Source organism: Bacillus sp. EAC (assembly GCF_002156875.1).
Classification (GTDB): Bacteria; Bacillota; Bacilli; order Bacillales; family Bacillaceae_G; genus Gottfriedia.
Window position 1 is genome coordinate 171,225 of sequence record NZ_NCSY01000006.1, and the last position, 21,182, is coordinate 192,406.

General features: G+C 32.5%; 20 protein-coding genes. 6 read left to right on the forward strand and 14 right to left on the reverse strand.

Annotation, left to right across the window (positions count from 1 at the left end; all coding sequences use genetic code 11):
- Nucleotides 1–38: 38 nt before the first annotated feature.
- Both B7R65_RS11940 and B7R65_RS11945 read right to left on the reverse strand, forming a co-directional pair.
- Nucleotides 39–1,355, reverse strand: coding sequence for a DRTGG domain-containing protein (locus B7R65_RS11940; protein WP_088043013.1), 1,317 nt, complete (start codon nucleotides 1,353–1,355; stop codon nucleotides 39–41).
- A gap of 130 nt (nucleotides 1,356–1,485) precedes the next feature.
- Nucleotides 1,486–2,172 (reverse strand): metal-dependent hydrolase, encoded by a 687-nt coding sequence (locus B7R65_RS11945; protein ID WP_088043014.1) that lies wholly within the window; start codon nucleotides 2,170–2,172, stop codon nucleotides 1,486–1,488.
- 206 nt (nucleotides 2,173–2,378) lie between these two features.
- Here B7R65_RS11945 and B7R65_RS11950 point away from each other — a divergent pair, with 206 nt between their 5' ends.
- Nucleotides 2,379–3,473, forward strand: coding sequence for a M24 family metallopeptidase (locus B7R65_RS11950; RefSeq protein WP_088043015.1), 1,095 nt, complete (start codon nucleotides 2,379–2,381; stop codon nucleotides 3,471–3,473).
- 1 nt (nucleotide 3,474) lies between these two features.
- Complete coding sequence (locus B7R65_RS11955) at nucleotides 3,475–3,999, forward strand: GNAT family N-acetyltransferase (RefSeq protein ID WP_088043016.1); 525 nt, start codon at nucleotides 3,475–3,477, stop codon at nucleotides 3,997–3,999.
- Nucleotides 4,000–4,232: 233 nt separating this feature from the next.
- On the opposite strand, the gene ald is transcribed toward B7R65_RS11955, so the two are convergent.
- Nucleotides 4,233–5,366, reverse strand: a complete 1,134-nt coding sequence (ald, locus tag B7R65_RS11960) for an alanine dehydrogenase (RefSeq protein WP_088043017.1) — start codon at nucleotides 5,364–5,366, stop codon at nucleotides 4,233–4,235.
- Nucleotides 5,367–5,570: 204 nt separating this feature from the next.
- Complete coding sequence (locus tag B7R65_RS11965; protein ID WP_088043018.1) at nucleotides 5,571–6,341, reverse strand: SDR family oxidoreductase; 771 nt, start codon at nucleotides 6,339–6,341, stop codon at nucleotides 5,571–5,573.
- A 497-nt stretch (nucleotides 6,342–6,838) separates the two neighbouring features.
- On the opposite strand from B7R65_RS11965, the gene B7R65_RS11970 reads away from it, so the two are divergent.
- Nucleotides 6,839–7,162, forward strand: coding sequence for a hypothetical protein (locus tag B7R65_RS11970; protein ID WP_088043019.1), 324 nt, complete (start codon nucleotides 6,839–6,841; stop codon nucleotides 7,160–7,162).
- Nucleotides 7,163–7,179: 17 nt separating this feature from the next.
- Here B7R65_RS11970 and B7R65_RS11975 read toward each other — a convergent pair whose 3' ends face one another.
- From B7R65_RS11975 to B7R65_RS11985, 3 genes are all read right to left on the reverse strand, one after another.
- Nucleotides 7,180–8,028, reverse strand: coding sequence for an EcsC family protein (locus tag B7R65_RS11975; protein ID WP_088043020.1), 849 nt, complete (start codon nucleotides 8,026–8,028; stop codon nucleotides 7,180–7,182).
- Nucleotides 8,029–8,143: 115 nt separating this feature from the next.
- Nucleotides 8,144–9,331, reverse strand: coding sequence for an acetate kinase (locus tag B7R65_RS11980; protein WP_088043021.1), 1,188 nt, complete (start codon nucleotides 9,329–9,331; stop codon nucleotides 8,144–8,146).
- A gap of 94 nt (nucleotides 9,332–9,425) precedes the next feature.
- A complete protein-coding gene (locus tag B7R65_RS11985; RefSeq protein WP_088043022.1) occupies nucleotides 9,426–10,415 on the reverse strand; it encodes a class I SAM-dependent methyltransferase in 990 nt (329 codons plus the stop codon).
- Nucleotides 10,416–10,701: 286 nt separating this feature from the next.
- On the opposite strand from B7R65_RS11985, the gene B7R65_RS11990 reads away from it, so the two are divergent.
- Nucleotides 10,702–11,430 carry a nucleotidyl cyclase domain-containing protein gene (locus tag B7R65_RS11990; protein WP_088043023.1) on the forward strand — a complete coding sequence of 243 codons (729 nt, stop codon included), beginning with the start codon at nucleotides 10,702–10,704 and terminating at the stop codon, nucleotides 11,428–11,430.
- Between the two features lie 19 nt (nucleotides 11,431–11,449).
- A complete protein-coding gene (locus B7R65_RS11995; RefSeq protein ID WP_088043024.1) occupies nucleotides 11,450–12,772 on the forward strand; it encodes a glycosyltransferase family 2 protein in 1,323 nt (440 codons plus the stop codon).
- A gap of 209 nt (nucleotides 12,773–12,981) precedes the next feature.
- On the opposite strand, the gene B7R65_RS12000 is transcribed toward B7R65_RS11995, so the two are convergent.
- Nucleotides 12,982–14,028: a phosphatidylglycerol lysyltransferase domain-containing protein gene (locus B7R65_RS12000; RefSeq protein ID WP_088043025.1), complete on the reverse strand. Its 1,047-nt coding sequence runs from the start codon at nucleotides 14,026–14,028 to the stop codon at nucleotides 12,982–12,984.
- Nucleotides 14,029–14,190: 162 nt separating this feature from the next.
- Here B7R65_RS12000 and proC point away from each other — a divergent pair, with 162 nt between their 5' ends.
- On the forward strand, nucleotides 14,191–14,997 hold the full coding sequence (gene proC / locus B7R65_RS12005) for a pyrroline-5-carboxylate reductase (RefSeq protein ID WP_088043026.1): 807 nt from the start codon (nucleotides 14,191–14,193) through the stop codon (nucleotides 14,995–14,997).
- A gap of 137 nt (nucleotides 14,998–15,134) precedes the next feature.
- Here the strand turns inward: proC and tpx are convergent, their stop codons facing one another.
- The 6 genes from tpx to B7R65_RS12035 form a co-directional block, all read right to left on the reverse strand.
- Entirely contained in the window at nucleotides 15,135–15,635 is a 501-nt protein-coding gene (tpx, locus tag B7R65_RS12010; protein ID WP_088043027.1) for a thiol peroxidase, read from the reverse strand.
- 91 nt (nucleotides 15,636–15,726) lie between these two features.
- On the reverse strand, nucleotides 15,727–16,170 hold the full coding sequence (gene ytfJ / locus B7R65_RS12015; protein ID WP_088043028.1) for a GerW family sporulation protein: 444 nt from the start codon (nucleotides 16,168–16,170) through the stop codon (nucleotides 15,727–15,729).
- Nucleotides 16,171–16,181: 11 nt separating this feature from the next.
- On the reverse strand, nucleotides 16,182–16,667 hold the full coding sequence (locus B7R65_RS12020) for a DUF2953 domain-containing protein (protein ID WP_218780425.1): 486 nt from the start codon (nucleotides 16,665–16,667) through the stop codon (nucleotides 16,182–16,184).
- Nucleotides 16,668–16,886: 219 nt separating this feature from the next.
- Nucleotides 16,887–18,458 (reverse strand): amidohydrolase, encoded by a 1,572-nt coding sequence (locus B7R65_RS12025; protein ID WP_179194851.1) that lies wholly within the window; start codon nucleotides 18,456–18,458, stop codon nucleotides 16,887–16,889.
- A 69-nt stretch (nucleotides 18,459–18,527) separates the two neighbouring features.
- Nucleotides 18,528–20,102, reverse strand: coding sequence for an acyl-CoA synthetase MbcS (gene mbcS / locus B7R65_RS12030; RefSeq protein WP_088043031.1), 1,575 nt, complete (start codon nucleotides 20,100–20,102; stop codon nucleotides 18,528–18,530).
- A gap of 160 nt (nucleotides 20,103–20,262) precedes the next feature.
- Nucleotides 20,263–21,144, reverse strand: a complete 882-nt coding sequence (locus B7R65_RS12035) for an aldose 1-epimerase family protein (RefSeq protein ID WP_088043032.1) — start codon at nucleotides 21,142–21,144, stop codon at nucleotides 20,263–20,265.
- Between the last annotated feature and the right edge of the window lie 38 nt (nucleotides 21,145–21,182).

The following is a 21,182-nucleotide window of genomic DNA, read 5'->3' on the forward strand; positions in this document are numbered from 1 at the left end:
TAAAGAAAGGAAGGGAGATTTCTCCCTTCCTTTTTTGATTAACGATCTAATAATTGCATCATCATTAATGCTTTACCAACTAAAGTACCTTGTTGATACACTTCAACATCAACTTTTCCAAATTTACGCCCTAGCTCCAATACCCTAGGTTTAATTTCAATTACATCATCGATTTGTACTGGTTGAACAAAATAAATCGTAATATTTTCAACGATTAGGTCACCTTTTTTCATTTCACGAACAGCACGTTTTCCTGCTTCTGTAACTATCGTCGTAAATACCCCATGTGACAAAGTTCCAATAAAGTTTGTCATTTGAGGAGTTACATTACATCGAATGACAAGTTCATCACTTTTTTGATCTTTATCATTATGGAATTGACTAGTTACAATATCATCAATTGTTTCACCGACTTGTGGTTGTCTTTGTATCTGCTGAAGTGCTTCTAGTACATCTTGTCTGCTAATTATTCCTAATAAAATATTAGATGAGTTTACAACTGGAAGAAGTTCAATACCTTCCCAAACCATCATTCTTGCAGCTGCTGCAACAGACATTTTTTCATTTATACTTATCGGATGTCTTGTCATTATTTTATCAATACGCTGTGATCGTTGCTCATGAATGATATCTTTAGACGTTACAATCCCTATTAATTTACCACGATCATCTACAACTGGATAACGACCATGTCCTGTGTTTCGATTGAATTCGAACCATTTTTCGACGTCATCTGTCGGTGATAATGTCGCAGTTTTTTCAGATGGTATTAATATATCTTCTACAAGTACAATATCTTTTTTGATTAATTGATCATAAATTGCACGATTAATTAAAGTTGCAACTGTAAATGTGTCATAACTAGATGATATAATTGGCATTTTCATTTCATCAGCTAATCGCTTTACACTTTCATCTGTATCAAATCCACCAGTAACAAGAACCGCTGACCCTTCCCTTAAAGCAAGTTCATGTGCTTTTACTCTATTTCCTACGATCAATAAGTTATTCGCACTTATGTAACGCATCATTGCATCAAGCTGCATGGCACCGATTACAAATTTATTTAAAGTTTTATGTAAACCTTCTTTTCCGCCTAAAACTTGTCCATCAACAATATTTACAACTTCTGCAAAAGTTAATTTTTCGATGTTTTCTTTACGCTTTGTTTCAATTCGAATTGTCCCAACTCGCTCAATCGTACTTACATAGCCTTTATTTTCTGCATCTTTAATAGCTCTATAAGCAGTTCCTTCACTTACACTTAAGTCTTTCGCTATTTGTCTTACAGAAATTTTGTGACCAACTGGCAGTTGTTCTATATGTTCTAGTATTTGATCATGCTTTGTAGTCAATTACCTCACCAAGCTTTCAATGGTTGTATTAATATTTTTATTAACTATTATATAACAATTCATACCATTAAAAAAAGCACGTTTCAACGTGCTTCTTAATCTGTACTATTATTTTTGTTCTATATCTATATTACAATAGTGAAATCGTTGTATTTGGTTCGTGAATAATTCCATTTTTATTTGGTAGTTTATTAATAAATTCATTAGGATCTACTTGAATAGGAGGGAAAGTATTAAAGTGCATTGGAACAACTTGTTTCGCATTAATCCATTCAGAAGCGATAACTGCATCATCAATACCCATTGTAAAATGATTTCCAATTGGTAAATAAGCTATATCAATATTTTCATACTCACCTAAAGTTTTCATACCCCTATACAAAGCAGTATCACCCGCATGATAAAGTGTTTTTCCTGCTATTTTTAATAACACCCCAGATGGAGGACCTACATTAATGATTTGTTTATTCTCCTCGTCTACGATACTTGAACCGTGTATCGCTTCAACTAACTTTAATTTACCGAATGAAAATTCTTTTTCTCCACCAATATGCATTGGGATCACTTTTACACCTTGCCATGAAATCCAGGTAGCTAATTCTACTGGTGCAATTACTGTCGCATCATTTTGTTTAGCGAGTTCCACAGTATCACCTAAATGATCGCCATGTCCATGAGTAACATAAATATAGTTCACTTTTATATTTTCTACTTTTACATTCGTATGCGGATTACCATTAATAAATGGATCAATGATAATTGCATCATGCCCATGTTCAACTAACAAAACACTATGTCCAAAAAATGTGATTTTCAAATGCATTCACTCCCTAATTAATATTGGTTTCTTCCACATTTTAACAGAAAATTGCTTTTTACAAAATCATGAACTAAAAGAATCAAAAAAATGAGATATGCTTATTTTACGAAATTCATTAACTAGTGATAAAATAGTATTATAAAAACTGTAAAAACTAATTTTGGTATGTGCAGTTAATTTGATTTAAAGGAAGGATGTTACATATGGAACACCGTATACAAAATCTATCAACTTGGTTAAAAGAACAAGATATTCAACTAGGATTCATTACATCTACTGAGAATGTATTTTATCTAACAAATTTCCATTGTAATCCCCATGAACGACTTTTAGGATGTCTTGTATTTCCTAATTCAGAACCAATCCTTGTATGTCCACAAATGGAAGTAGGTCATGTAAAACATGCTGGTTGGAAATATGAAGTGATTGGTTTTAACGATAGCCAGGACCCATGGACAATGATTCAAGAATCATTAGCTAAACGTAATATCTCTGTTAGTCGTATGGCGATTGAAAAAGAACATCTTCTAGTTCAACGTTATGAAAAATTAGTACAACTTTTCCCTGGTGTACAATTCCTTGCAGCAGAAGAAAAATTACATGAATTACGATTAATTAAAGATAGTGAAGAAATTCGTCGTATGCAAGTAGCAGCAGAAGCAGCTGATATGGCTTGTCAAATCATCGTTGATCGCATTGCTGAAGGTAAAACAGAGATGGATTTAATTGCTGAAATGGAATACGAAATGAAAAAGAAAGGTATTTCAAAAACATCTTTTAGTACGTTAGTATTAACTGGTGCAAATTCAGCGTTACCACATGGTAATCCTGGAACTAATCCAATTAAAAAAGGCGATTTCGTTCTGATGGATTTAGGATTTATCGTAGATGGTTATTGCTCTGATATCACACGTACTGTAATGTTTGGTGAACCAAATGAACAACAACGTGAAATTTATGAAACTGTACTAAAAGGTCAACTTGCTGCTATTGAAGCAAGTAAACCTGGTGAAGTTTTAGGTAATGTTGATCGCGCAGCTCGTAAAATCATTTCTGATGCTGGCTACGGAGAATACTTTGTTCACCGCATTGGTCACGGCTTAGGTATTGGTATTCACGATTATCCATCAGTAAATGATTCAAATACAGATATTATTAAAACAGGAATGTCATATACAATCGAACCTGGAATTTATGTACCAAACGTGGGTGGGGTACGAATTGAAGATGATATTATTATTACTGAAACAGGCGCTATCACACTTACAAAATTCCCTAAAGACTTAATCATCTTATAAGATGGTTCTTGTAGACTCGATTAAAATTCGTCAAGTGCTTCCATCTGATATTCCTATCATGCATAAGTGGGAATGTGATGAAGAAATAGGAAAACTTGTAGGAATCGAATCACCTAGAACACTTGAAGAAATGACAAATGGATATAATCAATATTTTGAAGGTTTAAAACCTACACTTCATTTATTTACAATTGAATATGCTGGTCATTGCGTTGGAAGAGTGGAATTAGGTAATCTTGATACAGAAAATAGTCATGCTGCTTTTGGTATCGTCATTGGAGACAAATCTTTTCAATATAAAGGACTAGGTTCATTCGCTCTTAATCATCTCTTACAATATGCGTTCAATGAATTAAAGCTAACTAAATTATACGGTGAAGTATATGATTTTAATGTGGCTTCCCAAAAATTCCTTACTAAAGTTGGTTTTAAATTAGATGGCGTTTTACGTAAGCATGAGTTTTTTAGAGGGTCTCATCGTGATATGTACCAATACAGTTTTTTAAGTGAAGAATTTGTAAATTAATTTCAAAAAATTAATAGGCATTCTAAAGTAATTTTTTACTTTAGACTGCCTATTTTTAACTTTGAGCCTATTCGATTGTATCTCATTGTGATATCTAACCAATCCCAACTTCTACTTTCAAAGGAGTCTCCCATTTTCCGTCCCAATCAAATTCTACAGCAACAGTTGGTTGTATAAAAACGGGCAAAATAAAAAATCCCTGAACCATAATAATGGAAAAGGGATTATTTTTATTAGTTAGCAGATACAGAAGTACCTTGTAATAATGTTGTTGCTTCTTTATATTCTAAGCCATGTGCTTCAGCAACAGCTTCATATGTTACATAACCATCAAGCGTGTTAATTCCCTTGAACAATGCAGAATTTTCTAAGCAAGCTTTTTGATAGCCTTTGTTAGCAATTTGCACTGCATAAGGTACAGTAACATTTGTTAATGCCATTGTTGACGTACGAGGTACTGCTCCTGGCATATTTGCTACAGCATAATGAACAACACCATGTTTCTCATATGTTGGGAAATCATGAGTTGTAATACGATCAGTTGTTTCAAAAATTCCACCTTGGTCAATTGCAATGTCTACTACAACAGAACCTGGTTCCATTGCTTCGATCATTTCTTTTGTAACAAGTTTTGGAGCTTTTGCTCCTGGAATTAATACAGCACCAATTACAAGATCTGATTTTTTAACAGCTTCAGCAATATTGTAAGGGTTTGACATTAATGTTGTAATTTGATGACCAAAAATGTCATCTAATTGACGTAAACGATCAGGATTTAAGTCAATCATTGTAACGTGAGCCCCAAGACCAACAGCTACTTTAGCAGCATTTGTTCCTGCAACCCCACCACCAATAATAGTTACATGACCACGACCAACACCAGGTACTCCACCTAAAAGAATACCTTTTCCGCCTTTGTTTTTCTCAAGGAATTGAGCACCGATTTGAGCTGACATACGACCAGCTACTTCACTCATAGGAGTTAATAGTGGTAATGTATTTCCAACTTGTACAGTCTCATAAGCAATTCCGACAACTTTATTATCAATTAAAGCCTTAGTTAATTCAGGCTCTGGAGCTAAATGTAAGTATGTGAATAAAATTAACCCTTCACGGAAATATCCATATTCACTTGGAATTGGTTCTTTAACTTTCATAACCATTTCATTATTCCAAGCTTCTTCAGCAGTTTCAACAATTGTTGCGCCAGCTTTTACATATTCTTCATCAGTAAAGCCTGAACCAATTCCAGCTCCTGCTTCAATGTATACTGAATGACCATGTCCAACTAAGTTCATTACACCAGCTGGAGTCATTGCTACTCGATTTTCATTATTTTTTATTTCTTTTGGTACCCCAATACGCATTTTATTTCCCCCTGAAATATATTTAATTCGTGCCTCTTAGGATGAGTTCTAGCAAAAATGTTAATACACCTTTATTTTATCACAAATAGCTATAATGTCCCAAATGAAAACGCTTAATTTCAAACAATTTTATTTATTAAAAGTTTATTCAGAATCTTTTTTACTATAATTTATGCTTATCTATTAGAATTGTCCCATGTCTTATCATAATGGATGGTGCCTATATTTATGGATTACATCCAATCCACCTGTTAGTTCGATTACATCTCCTGTAATAAAGTCTGATTCTTCTTTACACAAGAATAGTACCATTCTTGCAATATCTTCACCCGTTCCGAATCTTCCTACTGGTGCATTTCCTTTCCCAAACTTCAACGCATCTTCGCGTGAGGCTTCTTTCATATCTCCAAAAATGTCACCAGGACATACCATATTCGAAGTAATCCCATTTTCTGCTTCTTCATAAGCTACCGTCTTTGTCAAAGAGACTAAACCAACTTTAGCTGCACTAAATGCCGAACGATAGATCCAGCCTGATGCATTATTTGCACCCTGAAAACCATAATTAATAATTCGACCAAATTTCTGTTCTCTCATTATGGGGATAATTTGCTTCAACAAATAAAATACACTATGCAAATTACCATATAACAAGTATTCCCACTCCTCATCAGAGTAGTCAGCCATTTTTTTACGATTAAATAAATATGGTCCAGCATTATTAATAAGACAATCCACTCTACCGAATTTTAACATGGTTTTAGATACAATCTCTTTTAGAAATTCCTTATTCGTGATATCCCCTTTAATAAAAAGAATTCGATCTGAATACTCTACCCAATCTTTTTTCATATTTACAACTGCTTCTTCATCCGAAAAATAAGTTACCGTTACTGAATAGCCTTCTTTTAAAAATGACTCAGTAACCTTTTTACCTAATCCTTTCGTCCCTGCCGTAATGACAGCATGTTTCATAATATTCTTCCTTTCAAATCTAATATCCTGAATACAGTTATTCAAAAATCAGATCAAACACACTAAATTGCCAACTTAAATTTATGTTTTAATTCTTCATTAGATTAATTATGTACTCATATTTATGTATTTATCTTATACAAAATTAAATGAAATAAGTAAAATAAAACTAATCGTATGATTACTAATAAGATTTCAATTTCAATTATTAGTAAATAAATGATAACTCAGTTTCTCTTTTATGTTAAATATATATAATTATTATTCATGAAAAAGATATATCCTTTTTTTATTTGGCTGTTTTCGTAAACTTTGTTGATGTTTGAGAAGTATCATAATTGATTTATACTCCAGGATACTTGCTTTCCTTTAGAAGGAAGATACCACTCCTGAACGCGTTTACCCGCTTGTTTTTATTGAATTTTATTTAAATCTTAATTTTGAATTGTTACTCTTATTTTTTTTTTTGTATAATAAAGTGTAGAGGGGGAGTACGGATGTTACAAGATTTTTTTTCATATAATGAACGATTAGGTATTTATCTACCCAAGCTGAATTTACACTGGGAAGATTACTCTCTTGCTGAGCAACAATTTATTCTTACGGAATGGGAATGTATTAGAGGAGAGATTCCAGATCAAATTAAAAGGCTTGAGTATTTAATAAATGAAAAACAAGAGCAGTTGAATCATGAACATGATTTTGCAAAGAGCTGTAAATTAAATTCACAAATTGCAGATTTAGCTTCGGTTATTAATGATTTATGGATTTGGTTTAGAAGTAATCAACAAATGTCTCAAGAATCGAAAATGCATGGATAAAAAACAAGAACCAACAGTTAAACTGTTGGTTCTTGTTTTATTCGCTTGGAAAGTAACCGAAATTGATAAAAATATTTTGCAAATTCCAGTATGTTCTTTGTAACATTTTCGTTCCACTTTGCACCTACAGTTACTCCTAAAAGTGGAATTCCTCCCAGCAACCTATTTTTCAAGGAATAAATTAAAAATAGTTTACTCATTTGCAGTAATATCGTTTGATAATATACTTCACTTTTAAATTCATGTTCCCATTTTGCAAAAACATCATCATCATCATGCTTTAAAATATCACTCATTAACGTGTTCCATGCTTCATATTTCTCTTTGTTTGGCAGTAAGGCAGCTTGTAACACTTTTAAACTACATTCCATTTCCATTGGAATACTTACGTCATAGCCATAGCACATGGCGATTTCCTGCACCGATTTCAGATTAATAAATAAAAGGGAAGGCAAATCACAAACCAAGGCTAATTTTGAACTTGTTCCACTAATCCCACCTTGGACACTTGAAATAATAAGTGCCTTAGAGATTTCTTGATCAGCTAAAAAATCAAGTTGACGGATTGGCAAACGCTTTAAATCATTAATTATTGACACGTCTTTTCTAAGAATTTTTGCTCTTTTAATGATATCTAACTTTTTTTCTTGAAACTGTTTTGACGTTTGTAATAAAGATTGTGTATGGAAAAATGCGGTTGAAAAAAAATCATTAAATGCATTTGTATAGACTTGAGGAATTTTTCGAAAGAAAAAAGAAGAAGTCTTGTGAAAAGTTTGCTCAAATTTATTCGAGCTTGAATGCTGTTTCTTTTCAATCCAATCATTAATTTCTAACCAAAGGTTATATTCTTTTATATTTTCCATGCCATCACCTCAGAAAGTAAAAAAACGTAGAGCGTAAAAAGTGATCTCATAATAGAATATGAAATCATCTTTTTTTGTATGCTCTACGTTTAGATCATTCTTTTATATGAACTAATTACATTCCTACTCGAACAACATCTCTTGCGATAACAACTTCTTCATTTGTTGGAATGATAATTACTTTTACTGGTGAGTGATCAAAGCTTATAAATGCTTCTTTACCACGAATATTATTTTTACTTGGATCGAAATAAACACCCATAAATTCTAGACCTTCTAATACTGCTTGACGAATTTCCGGACCATTTTCACCAATACCAGCCGTGAAAATAATCGCATCTACACCTTTCATACGAGCAGCATAAGAACCAAGATATTTATGAATACGACTTACGAATACATCTTGAGCAATGATTGCACGTTTATTTCCTTCTTCTGCAGCAGTCTCAATATCACGTAGATCACTTGAGAATCCTGAAATTCCAAGCATTCCACTTTCTTTATTTAATACATCAAGTACTTCTTCAGCAGTTTTGCCTGTTTTTTCCATGATAAATGGTATAAGCGCTGGATCTAAGTTTCCTGAACGAGTACCCATTGTTACACCAGCAAGTGGTGTGAATCCCATTGAAGTATCAATTGATTTACCACCTTTAACCGCAGCAATACTAGCTCCGTTTCCTAAGTGACAAGAAATCAATCTTAATTCTTCAATTGGTTTACCAATTAATTCTGCCGCTCTAGCAGTTACAAACTTATGTGATGTACCATGGAAACCATATTTACGGATCCCAAATTCTTTATAATACTCATAAGGTAAGCTGTATAAAAATGACTCTTCAGGCATTGTTTGATGGAAAGCTGTATCAAATACTGCAACAGCTGGAATGTTAGGTAATATCTCTCTAAACGCACGAATTCCAACTAAGTTAGCAGGATTATGAAGTGGAGCTAAGTCGGAAAGATTTTCAATTTGTTTTTCAACTTCTTCAGTGATTAAAGCTGAATCGTCGAATAATTCCCCACCATGTACGACACGATGTCCAACACCATGGATTTCATCAAACGAAGAAATTACACCTAAACCTGTTAGCTTTTCTAATAGCATTTTCACTGCTACAGAGTGATCTACGATATCAGTTACTTCTTTGATTTTTTCACCATTTACACTGATTGTAAATATGCTATCTTTCAAACCGATACGTTCAACTAAACCTATCGTTAATACTTTCTCGCTAGGCATTTCAATTAACTGGAACTTTAATGAAGACGAACCAGCATTAATTGCTAGAATATTTGCCATGTATTTTACCTCTCCTTTAAACATGAAACTGTTATATTTTTTTAATTCAAATCATTATAACACAATTTAGTTTACGTGTTTAAAAGTTCAATTATTATAAATTTTCTTTAAACCATTCATTCATTTGAAGCATAATGTCTTCTACTGCTTTCATGTTTGATAACTTAGGGAAATCAACTAATAAAGCCTGTTTTGGCTTCTTCATATTTTCTGCATTTTTTCGGATTATTAATATGCTTTTTTGATGTTTTTCGTCCTTAAAGGCAGATACTGGCAACTGTATTAATCCTTGAATAACACCTGTTTCATTTATATAGCTTTGCAATTGTTGAGTTTGATCCGATGTAAATAAGTGATTTGGAACAAGAGATATGAAAAATCCACCAGATTTTAAGTAGTTCATGCTTTGCTCAATAAATAAATGATGAGCGTATGACATGCCTTCTTTTGCTTTAAGTTTAAAATCATTTGCTCTTTGATCATTTGGATAATATCCGATCGGTAAATCACAAACAACTAAGTCTACTGGATCAATAAATAGTGGTGCTAAGCTATCTTGATTAAACAACTCAATTTCATGACCTAATAAATTACCGATAACAAATGCAATTCTTACTAATACGTCATCTATGTCTATTCCGAATGATTCCGTAAATTTATCTTTTGAAGCATTCATAATCGTTAATAAAAGATTCCCCGTTCCAATGGCAGGATCTAATATTGTTAAGTCTTTTTTACCTTCAGTAAATTTTCCAACTATATATGAAATGATAAAAGCAATGCCATCTGGTGTCATTTCATGATTAGTTTGAACTCCTTGTTTCATCCCCTTTAAAATGGCTAATTGGAATGCTCGACGAATACTTTCATTTTCTTTAGAAGTATTTATAAACTGTTGAATTGTATTCATTAATCTTTCTTTTTGTGACTCATTTATTTCTTCTTGTAGAATTTCTCCCTCGAAAAAATTCTCACCTGTTTCAATTAAAGCTTCTAGATAGGAAATATCAAGATTATCTTTTAAACATTCTGTAGATTCATCTATGTAATTAAATACAGTTTCAACTGAATTTTGATTATTCATATTTTATTCCTCACTTTCTTAAAGAGCATCATTGTTTCTCATTATACGTATGCCTTTTAAACGTGTCCACTTTATTGGAGTAGCAGAATTATTTCTATTTAATCCAAAGGAAAGTAAACACTAATTTTGTTGAAGTATTTTATTATCCGTATACTATCATCTTACCGTTTTTTTTTGCATTGGATATATTTACATTTTGAACTTTTTATGGCTTTCACACATTCGTAATGTTTTTCTAATATAATAAATTCCATAATAACAACAAAGAGAAAATGAAGGAGTATTTATGAATAATTATTATAAATTAGCTTTTTTTTGGGTACTTCAAGTTGTTAGTTGTGTGCTTTATTTTAATTTTTCTTTAACAATTCCAGCTATTTTTTTTACAGCTGTTTTTATTATAAGTGCAATAGTCTTTAGTTTGACGTCAACTCTACTTTCATTCACTTATTATGTAACTGTTACACTAATTTCTGCTTTTTATTATTTATATCTAGCTTTATCCGAAGGTTGGACACCTGCTGAACAAGAAAATCATATAATAGCCCATTTCATTTCAATCATTTCCTTATTTATCTTATTTATTTCAAGTTACTTCTTTAAAAAAATTGCAAAAGAAAATAAGACATTGTCCAATGAATTGAAAGAGCTTGAGGAGTTTATAGTAAATACGAAGGTATTGTCACAAAGAGAATTCGAGAAGCGTTCTGAAATCATATTAAATGGAATGAAACGAAGAAATGAAAGCGGATATTTAATTTCAATTGATTTATCTAGATTTAAAAAGAGTATTCAGCAAAGTATTTTCTTCGATTTGTCTGAAGTAGCTTTAAATTCGGTACGAGATCAATATGATTTAGTCGGTCAATTTGAGTCTGACAAAGTAAAAATCTTGCTACAAAATACATCTGAAGATGGATTAAGCCTTGTATTAAACAGAATACTTACAAATATGAATAAAAAAATAGACTCGAAAATGAATGAATTACTAATTATCGAGACAACTCAAATATAAAATGGTAGGTGAAATTAATTTGCGTCTTTTTGTTGTCATTATTGGTTTCATTTTATTTTGTTTAAGTATAATCACCATTTCAGCTTTAATTGGAGTTAAATTGATTTTGCTTTTTTCTACATTTTTGTTTATCACTTTATTACTGTATTATTCACTATTAACAATAGCTGGATTATATTTTCGTTCTAAATCAAAGAATCATTACAAATTAAAAGAACCAATAACTAATTATCCAAGTGTTGATATTTTAATACCAGCACATAATGAGGGGGTAGTAATAAAAAATACTCTTGCAGCAATGGCCAAAATTAAGTACCCAGGAAATCTAACAATTTATTTATTAGATGATAATTCGCAAGATGAAACAGGAGAGATAGCTGGCCAATATGCGAAAGCATACAACCATATCCAACATATTAAAGTACCTTCTGGTGAACCAAAAGGAAAGTCACGTGTATTAAATTATGGATTAACTATTTCAAAAGGTGACTACTTTTGTGTTTATGATGCCGACAATCAGCCTGAACCTACAGCTTTATTACAGTTAGTCGAAGCAGTCCTTGTGACAAAAAATGCTGCAGGAGCAGTTGGTTATGTAAAAACGATTAATGAATCAAAAAATTTGTTAACACGAATGATCTCAATCGAATTTCAGGTATTCCAATTATTAATGCAATCTGGTAGATGGCAATTATTTAAAACTGGATCTCTAACTGGGACAAACATGCTTGTTAAAAGAGATGTAATTAATGAACTAGGTGGCTATGATCCATATGCGATCGCTGAGGATGCGGAATTAACTTTACGTATTACTCAAGCAGGATATTTTCTTCCGATTGTTCCAGAGGCAGTCACTTGGGAACAAGAGCCTGAAACAATTAAGGTGTATATAAAACAAAGAACTCGTTGGCTACAAGGTAATTTATATATACTTGAAAAAGTTTTTACGAATCGTAGTTACTGGCACGGGAAATTAATTATTCACTCATTACATCAATTATTAGTATATGTTGTATTTTGGATATTTTTAGTCATATCATATTCTTGGTTTTTCTTAGGGGTATTTGGTCTATTTTCTGTTCACTACACATTACCGCTACTCTTTATCTGGTATCTTTCGTATATCGTATACACAGCTCAACTATTCAGCGCTCAAATTTCCGAAAAAACATTGACTCCTTTTAATATTTTTTGTTCCTTTATTATGTATTTTACGTATGCCCAATTATTTACTTTTTTGTTTGTAAGGAGCCTTGTGTTATATATCAAAGCCAAAATAAATAAGAAAACAATTGGCTGGGACAAGACTACTCGTTATTCCCATCAAAAACAATTATTTTAGATACACTTCCAAACAAAAGACCTCCCATTCAAAAGGAGGTCTCCAACTATTGTCAAACGCTCGCTTTCTTGTGGTGCTCATTACCGTTAATGGTAACTCCGCTCCTCATCAGACTTCGCGCCTCGAAAGACAAGCGTTTTCAATCAGTCTGAACATCAGATTTTCGGCACTTCGCCTACACAATGAGACCTCTCATTTATAGGAGGTCTTTAGCTTATTTTTTCATTTTCTTTTTTTGAGCTTGGTTTCTTAATTCGTGTAATATAGTTTAAAGATTTTTTTCCGTGTACTAAAAAATACAATGATTTGATGACTGGCATTAATGAATTTGGCTTATATGCCAAGTACTTAGCATCCCATTGATTAGCAAATTTGCTTTTAAATGTTAATAGTCCTTTGAAATTATATATCGAATTACCGTATTTAAATAAAAGTTTAGCTGCTTTTTCGATTAAAGAAGAATTAGATTCTAATCCTACTCTTGCTAATGGAGCCATCCCTAGGCTACAACAATTATATCCATTTTCTTTAGCCCAGAATAAAATTGAAACAAATAGCATATCCATTGCACCGTATGGTAATTCTTTTTGGTATCTCATTAGATCAATTGTTATAAGATCCTTTTGAATAGGAAGTGTAGCGAATGCAATCATTTTTCCATTTTTATCTCTTAAGCGAGCTACAGGAAAATTAGATACATAATCATAATGGAAGGATCCTACAGAAAATGATAACTCTTCCCTACCATCTAACCATTCATCCGATACAATTTTTAACTCTTGAAGTAAATTCATATCATGTTCAGGCATAGATACTTCAAATTGATACCCTTGTCGTAAAAATTTATTTCTCTTTGTTCTTAATTTTGCACCCTTTTTCCCAGCAATCTCATATCGGTTTAGCTCGACTATAGCTTCTTCACCTAGTTTAAATAAGCGATATCCAGCATCTTCATACATCGATTTCGCCTTTTCGTTTATTTGATAAAAGCATGGTACGCTGTTCATATTTTTACAGTAATTTTCAAATTCAATTAATTTTTCAACAGAATTTTCTCCAATTGCTTCGCCTAAAACAATACACTTATTACTATGTTTGCGATAGACAAATGCAGCTTTCTGATCTTTTGTTATAAAAACCTTTTTATCACCTAGTAAACCTAGATGTGTTAGTGATGAACCCCCGTATGTTTGAATGAGTTGTTGAATAAGCTCAATCGTCATTTTTTTCTTTGGTTCATTTATCGTTTCTTTCATAATTCCCCCAAAAAGATACAATTTTCATTACAGTTTCTATTTTACAAAAAAAAACATCTTAATGGATATAGAATTATTGAAGTATTTAATCAAACTAATATTTGGTAAAAGGTAAGCCCTACTGTATAATTCAATTTATTAACTATTAATGGATGTGAAATAATGAATAAAAAAATAGGTTTTATCGGTTGTGGTAAAATGGCCCAAGCAATGATTGGTGGATTAATCGATTCGAAGCTAATTGGAAAAAATCAAATTTTTGTAAGTGCTAGATCTACTGAGACCCTTGTAAAGGTTAAAAACTTATATGATGTTCAAACATTACAAAATAATATTGATTTAGCAAAACAAGTAGATTATTTATTTTTAGCAGTTAAACCTGATTTGTATCCGTTCATAATCGAAGAAATAAAGGATTCAATTTCAAATTCAACGGTTATTATCACAATTGCGGCAGGAATCACGCTAGAAGGTGTGGAAAAATCATTTGGACGAGAAGTTAAAATTGTACGAACAATGCCAAATACCCCTTCATTAGTTAGCGAAGGTATGAGCGCGCTTTGTCATAATCAAGTCGTAACAATGGTTGAGCTTGAAGAAGTAATGGCCATTTTCAATAGTTTTGGAAAATGTGAAATCGTTAATGAAAAACTAATGGATGCAATTCCTGCAGTTAGTGGTTCTTCACCTGCATATGTTTATTTAATGATTGAGGCATTAGCTGATGGAGCAGTTCTACAAGGAATTCCACGTAACCAATCATATAAATTAGCTGCTCAGGCAGTTCTAGGTGCTGCTAAAATGGTTCTGGACACTGAATTACATCCTGGTGAACTTAAAGACCAAGTTTGTACGCCAGGTGGTGCAACAATTGAAGCGATAGCTGAATTAGAAAAGCAAGGCTTCCGTTCAGCAATTCTTTCTGCCATGGAAAGATGTACAGAAAAATCAAAATCTCTTGGTAAATAGAAACATAAAAATGAAGCTTAAAAAAACCTCTCAATTCGAGAGGTTTTTTCTATGATTATTTATCAAAAATAGTAAGAAAACTTTTACTTCCTAAATAAAAAAACTGCCGAGTTGTCTTCGACAGTTTTTTTCAAGAATTATTTAGCCGCTTTTACAGCTTCGATTGCTGCTTCGTAGTTTGGATGAGTTGTACCTTCACTTACGTACTCAACATAAGTAACAACGTCATTTGAATCTACTACGAATACTGCACGAGCTAATAAACGTAATTCTTGCATTAATACGCCATATGCTTCACCGAAAGAAGCATCACGGTGATCTGAGAAAGTATGTACATTTTCTAGTCCACTTGCTGCACACCATCTTTTTTGTGCGAAAGGTAAGTCCATAGAAATTGTTAAAACATCAACGTTTCCTAAGTTAGATGCTTCTTCATTAAAACGACGAGTTTGAGCATCACAAATACCAGTATCTACAGAAGGAACTGCACTAATTAAACGAACTTTTCCAGCTGAATTTTCTAAAGTTACTGGGCTTAAGTCATTTGCTAATACTGAAAAGTTTGGAGCTTTATCTCCTACTTTTACTTCGTTACCGATTAAAGTTACAGGATTGTTTTTAAAAGTTACATTTGCCATGATATTTCCTCCCAAAATTACAAAATGTTCACAACATTTATCTTACTGGAAGGAACTACTGAATGCAATTAACTTAACTTAATTTTTATATTTAATCCAATTCTGAATCATATCCATCATCTTCATCAGAAGAATCTTCTTTTTTCTTCATATAACTTTTTACTTTTTCAAGCGCTTGAGGGGTTAGATCCATCAACTTTTCAATCAAATGTGTATTTTGATCTAAGTGTAAAAGTTTCACTCCATCTTTATTTACAATCAAAAAAGCGATAGGAGTAATCGATGCACCACCACCAGTTCCCCCTCCAAATGGATGAGGACTTCTTACTTCAGCTTGTTTCACCCCATCAACAAGATGGTAATTACGGAACTCACTCCCTCCTGCTGCGAAACCTACGCCTACCTTTGAAACTGTTAAAATCAAGCTACCATCTGGAGTTGAAATCGGATCTCCAATAATAGTATTTACATTAATCATTGCTGATAAATTTTCCATCGCTGCGTGCATTAAGTCCCCAATTGGATGTTGACTCATTTTAATCACCTCTAATTAGTTTCAATTGGATGTGTTGCTTTAAAATCTTTTCTAGTTTTCAAATAAGCTTTTAGCAATAATAGTCCTGTGAAGACCGCTTTGCGTACCGAAAATGAAAAACGAATTTTACCTGAAGTTTCCATTATCGATGCATAATAGTTAGGTGTAATATCTATATTTGGCGGCTGATGTAGGATCGTGAACTTTCTTAATAAATTCTCAAAAATACCAATCGCACTATAAACAGTTCCTATAGAAATACCCGTTAAAGCTGAATTCCCAACACCAAAGTGAATATGATAAGTCAAATTGTAAATTTGTACTGACTTTAAAAATTGAATAATGATAGTATGTGCATTTGAATATAAGTTTATGAAAAAATCAATTTGTTGCAGGACAGATAAATCCCTTTTTTTCTCTAAATTCTTAGCATCTTCCTTTACTTCTTCCGGTCTTTTTAACGGTATATTAAAGGTAAACTTTATTAAATTCTTCAAAATTGATATTTTAACATTCATAAACCTTTCTTCGTTCGTGTAGACAGTTTTAATCATTACTCTCATATGAATAAAAAGGATAAAGAAAATTAAGAGAAGAATGATGATTGCTATAAAAATTAGAACAGAATAAAAATAAAGCAAGAAAACGAAACCACCCTTTTTTGTATCAGTATAGGCAATTAAACTTTGGCATAAACAAAAAGAATGGTAAAAAACTCACCATTCTTTTTTATACACTATATTTCCTCTACTGATTGTTCCCTTACATTCCATCATTAATAAATCTTCTTCATTAAGTAAAAAAGGATTTTCATCAAATAAAATAAAATCTGCTACATATCCAGGAACTAATAATCCTCTTTCATCATCTTGACCAAATGAGGCAGCGCTACTAATTGTATAGAGTTTTATTGCTTCAAATAGACTAATTGATTCTTTTTCATTATAAATTTGTCCATCTTTTGCCTTTCTAGTTGTAGCCGAATAAATACCCTGCCAAGGATTAATTGTATCAATTGGAGTATCTGAGCCATTTGCTAAAGGAATCGATTCATCTAATAATGTTTTTACTAAAAACGCATATTGATTTCGCTTTTCACCTATTCGTTCCAATAACCAAGGATAATCACCATAAATAAATGAAGTTTGACTATCGACCACGAGATTTAACCCTTTCATTTCCTGAACAAGCTTTGGTGATAGAAGTGTACAATGAATAAAACGGTCTGGAAGTTTTCCAGTATTAGGGAATTTTTTAACAGCATCAATTGCCTGACTTACCGCTCGATCACCGATCATATGAAATGCAATAGGTAATCTATTCTCCCGTGCATTCTTTGTGATTGATTCTAACTTTGATGGACTTGTGACTTGTAATCCAGTTGAACTTTTTTCATCCTCATACGGCTCTTCTAAAAGTGCAGTTCTTCCACCAAATGATCCGTCAATAAATGCTTTGACACCACCAAAAGAAACATTTTTATTTCCATTATGTATACGCCCTTTTACCTCGTTTAAAGTAGTATGGTGAATTAGTAAATGAGTATGAAATGATAATTCATCAAGTAACTGCTCATAAAGGTCGATTACTAGATTTGCGTTGCCATAGTAGGATAAATCTTCAGTTACCGCAGCTACAATTCCATTTCGGTGGCAATCTTTAACAGCTGTACTAATCGCCTTCGATAAATAAATATCATTTGGTGCTGGCATTGTCTTTAAGATAAGATTAACAGCCTCATCATAAAGTAATCCGTTCGGTTTACCATCATCAGAATAACCTACTTGACCACCTTCAATTATTGTCATTTCATTTATGTTTGCCGCTTGAAGTGCAAGTGAATTTACGAAAAAGACATGCCTACATGTTCTTTTAAGCACGATTGGATTTTTAGAAGAAAGTTTATTTAAATCCTCAACAGAAAATGATTGCTCTGAGGTCCATTCATTTTCATTCCATCCCTCACCAATAATCCATTCATTTGATTTATATTTATCAACTGTAGTTTTCATAAGTTGAATCATTTCGTCATAGGATCGGCAATATGATAAATCTACTCGATTCATCGCTTCTCCATGACCAATTAAATGTAAATGACTATCTATAAAACCTGGAAACCCAATCTTCCCTTTACAATCAATCAACTCAACATTCTCATCTAATCCATTCAAAAGGTCTTTATATGTACCAGTTTTAATAATCTTTTCGCCCTCTGTATAGATTGCGTCAACAGTTTTTCCTTCGCGTTCCATTGTATAAAATAAACCATTGTACCAAAGCTTCTTCAATTCAAACACTGTCCTTTCATCAAAATAAAAAATGAGGGAATATTCCCTCATTTTATCATAAGAATTTGTTTAATTCGATTCTCTTACATCTTCCATTGCACGTAATTCTACTCGTCGAATTTTTCCAGAGATTGTTTTCGGAAGCTCTTGGACAAACTCTATTTTTCTTGGATATTTATATGGTGCAGTTACGCTTTTCACATGATCCTGAAGCTCTTTAATTAGTTCTTCTGGATTCGCTGGATTTTCCGTAAGGACGATGAATGCCTTAACAACATTTCCACGTAGCGTATCCGGACTTGCTACTACAGCACATTCTTTTACTAGTTTATGCTGAACAAGAGCGTCTTCGATTTCGAATGGACCAATTGTATATCCTGAACTGATAATGATGTCATCACTACGGCCATCAAACCAATAGTAACCATCCTCATCTTTTTTCGCTCGATCTCCTGTTAAATAGTAATCACCTTTAATTTGTGCGTTAGTACGCTCCAAGTCATTATAGTAATGTTTAAATAATGCAGGTGACTTTATGTGAACACCGATATTTCCTACTTGGTTTACTCCTACCGGAATACCATGGTCGTCAACAATATCAACTAAATTTCCCGGAGTAGGAATTCCCATCGAACCTTCTTTTGCTTTTATATCTTTCATTGTACCAATTAATAAAGTATTTTCTGTTTGTCCATATCCATCTCTTACATCAACTTGAAAATATTTTTTAAAAGTACGAATTACTTCTAGATTCAAAGGTTCTCCTGCAGAGACGGCACTTCTTAAAGCAGGCAAGTCATACATTTCTAAATTCTCTTCTTTCGCCATAAAACGGTATTCAGTAGGTGTACTACAGAATACTGAAATATCATGTTCCTTAATTAATGATAGGAATGTTTTTGCTTCAAACTTCCCTTCATAAAAGAACCCTGTTGCACCACTACCTAGAGTTGCTAAAAATGGACTCCATATCCATTTTTGCCAACCTGGGCCTGCTGTTGCCCAAACTATGTCATCTTCTGTCACATCTAACCAACTCGAAGCAACTGTTCGAATATGTGCATATCCCCAGCTATGTGTATGTACAACTCCTTTTGGATTCCCTGTTGTACCCGAAGTATATGAAATAAAGGCCAAATCATCACTTTTTGTCTCTACTGTTAGGACATGAGCACCGCTTATTGCCTGCTCATTTAAGGAAATCCAAACACCATTTTCTTCATGGATGGTAAATAATTTATATTTCCCACCTTTAACTATACTATTGAATGTATTTAAGTACTCATTGTGAGCGACAATTGCTTTGACTTCACTATGTTCGATACGATACAAAATATCTTTTAATGTTAATAATTCTGATCCTGGAACAATAACACAGCCAATTTTCAATATGGCCAAATAAACCGCATATGTTTCAACACATCGCGGCATCATTACAAATAGTTTATCCCCTTTTTCAAGTCCATTATTTTTAAATGTAAAGGCGTATTGATGAACTTTATTATATAAATCCTTATACGATATTTGATGAGTTTCACCTTTCGCACATACCCATTTAAGTGCCAGTTTGTTTGTTGATGCAAATTTCTCAATTTCCCAAACAATATTATACATTTTTGGAGCAATTAGACTAGTTCCAATCATGTGGTTTATCCCCCTTTTGCCATCATTAGTAATTTATATTTAGGAGTTGTCCAAAATAGAATAAATAAAGATTTCGTTAAAAATGGCTCGAAACCCTTCTTTTATCAGAAAATTTACACAAATTAAAAAACCATCTATATAAGATGGCCTTTTAATCGAGTTATTCATTTGAATGCGTTCCTACTGAAATACTAAAAGTACACTTAAAAATTTCATTAGGGTCTAAAGATTGGACACCTAATCGGTCTTTCATTTCCTTTACAAATCCCATTTCGTCTGCTATACCATACCATGGTTCGATGCAAACAAAAGGTGCAGTCTGAGTTGTCCATATTCCAACATACGGGAAACCAACAAATTCAACCTTCACGTAATTCGGGTGATTTTTTGAGCGTATTGAAATCGCATTTTTATTAAGTTTTTCAAGGATCAAAGCATCATCTTTAAATAGTTTACGTGTTAAAGGTAAAACATTTGTGTTTTCAGCTATTAGTTCCCTTTTCCCATTTCTATATGCACCTTCTAATTTAATTGTTTCTATTATTTCTTGATCATCAAACTGTAAGAAATAATCTTCGAAAGATTCACCTTCCATTATAGGTACATTAAAAGCAGGATGTGCACCAATCGAAAATGGCATTGTAACTGTATCTTTATTTGTTACTTCATATGTAATGTAAATTGTTTCATTCTTAATCTTATAGTTTATTCTTAATGAAAAGATAAACGGAAACTTCTCACTCGTTTGTTCATTACTTAATAACTCATAAGTTATTTCATCTTTTTTTTCATCAACTAAATTAAAATTAAAATCTCTAGCAAAACCATGCTGAGAAAGTTCATAAGTTTCATTATTTATTTTATATTGATTTTCGAAAAGTTTACCTACTATTGGAAAAAGCACGGGAGCATGTCTCCCCCAAAAGGAGGGATTTGCATTCCATAGATATTCAATCTTATTATTCTTGGAAAAAATACTAGTCAACTCTGCGCCTTCAGACTTAGTGGTAATTTTAATTAGTTCATTTTCTAATATTGACATGACCGAGATGCTCCTTTTGGTTAGTAATTAATATTATA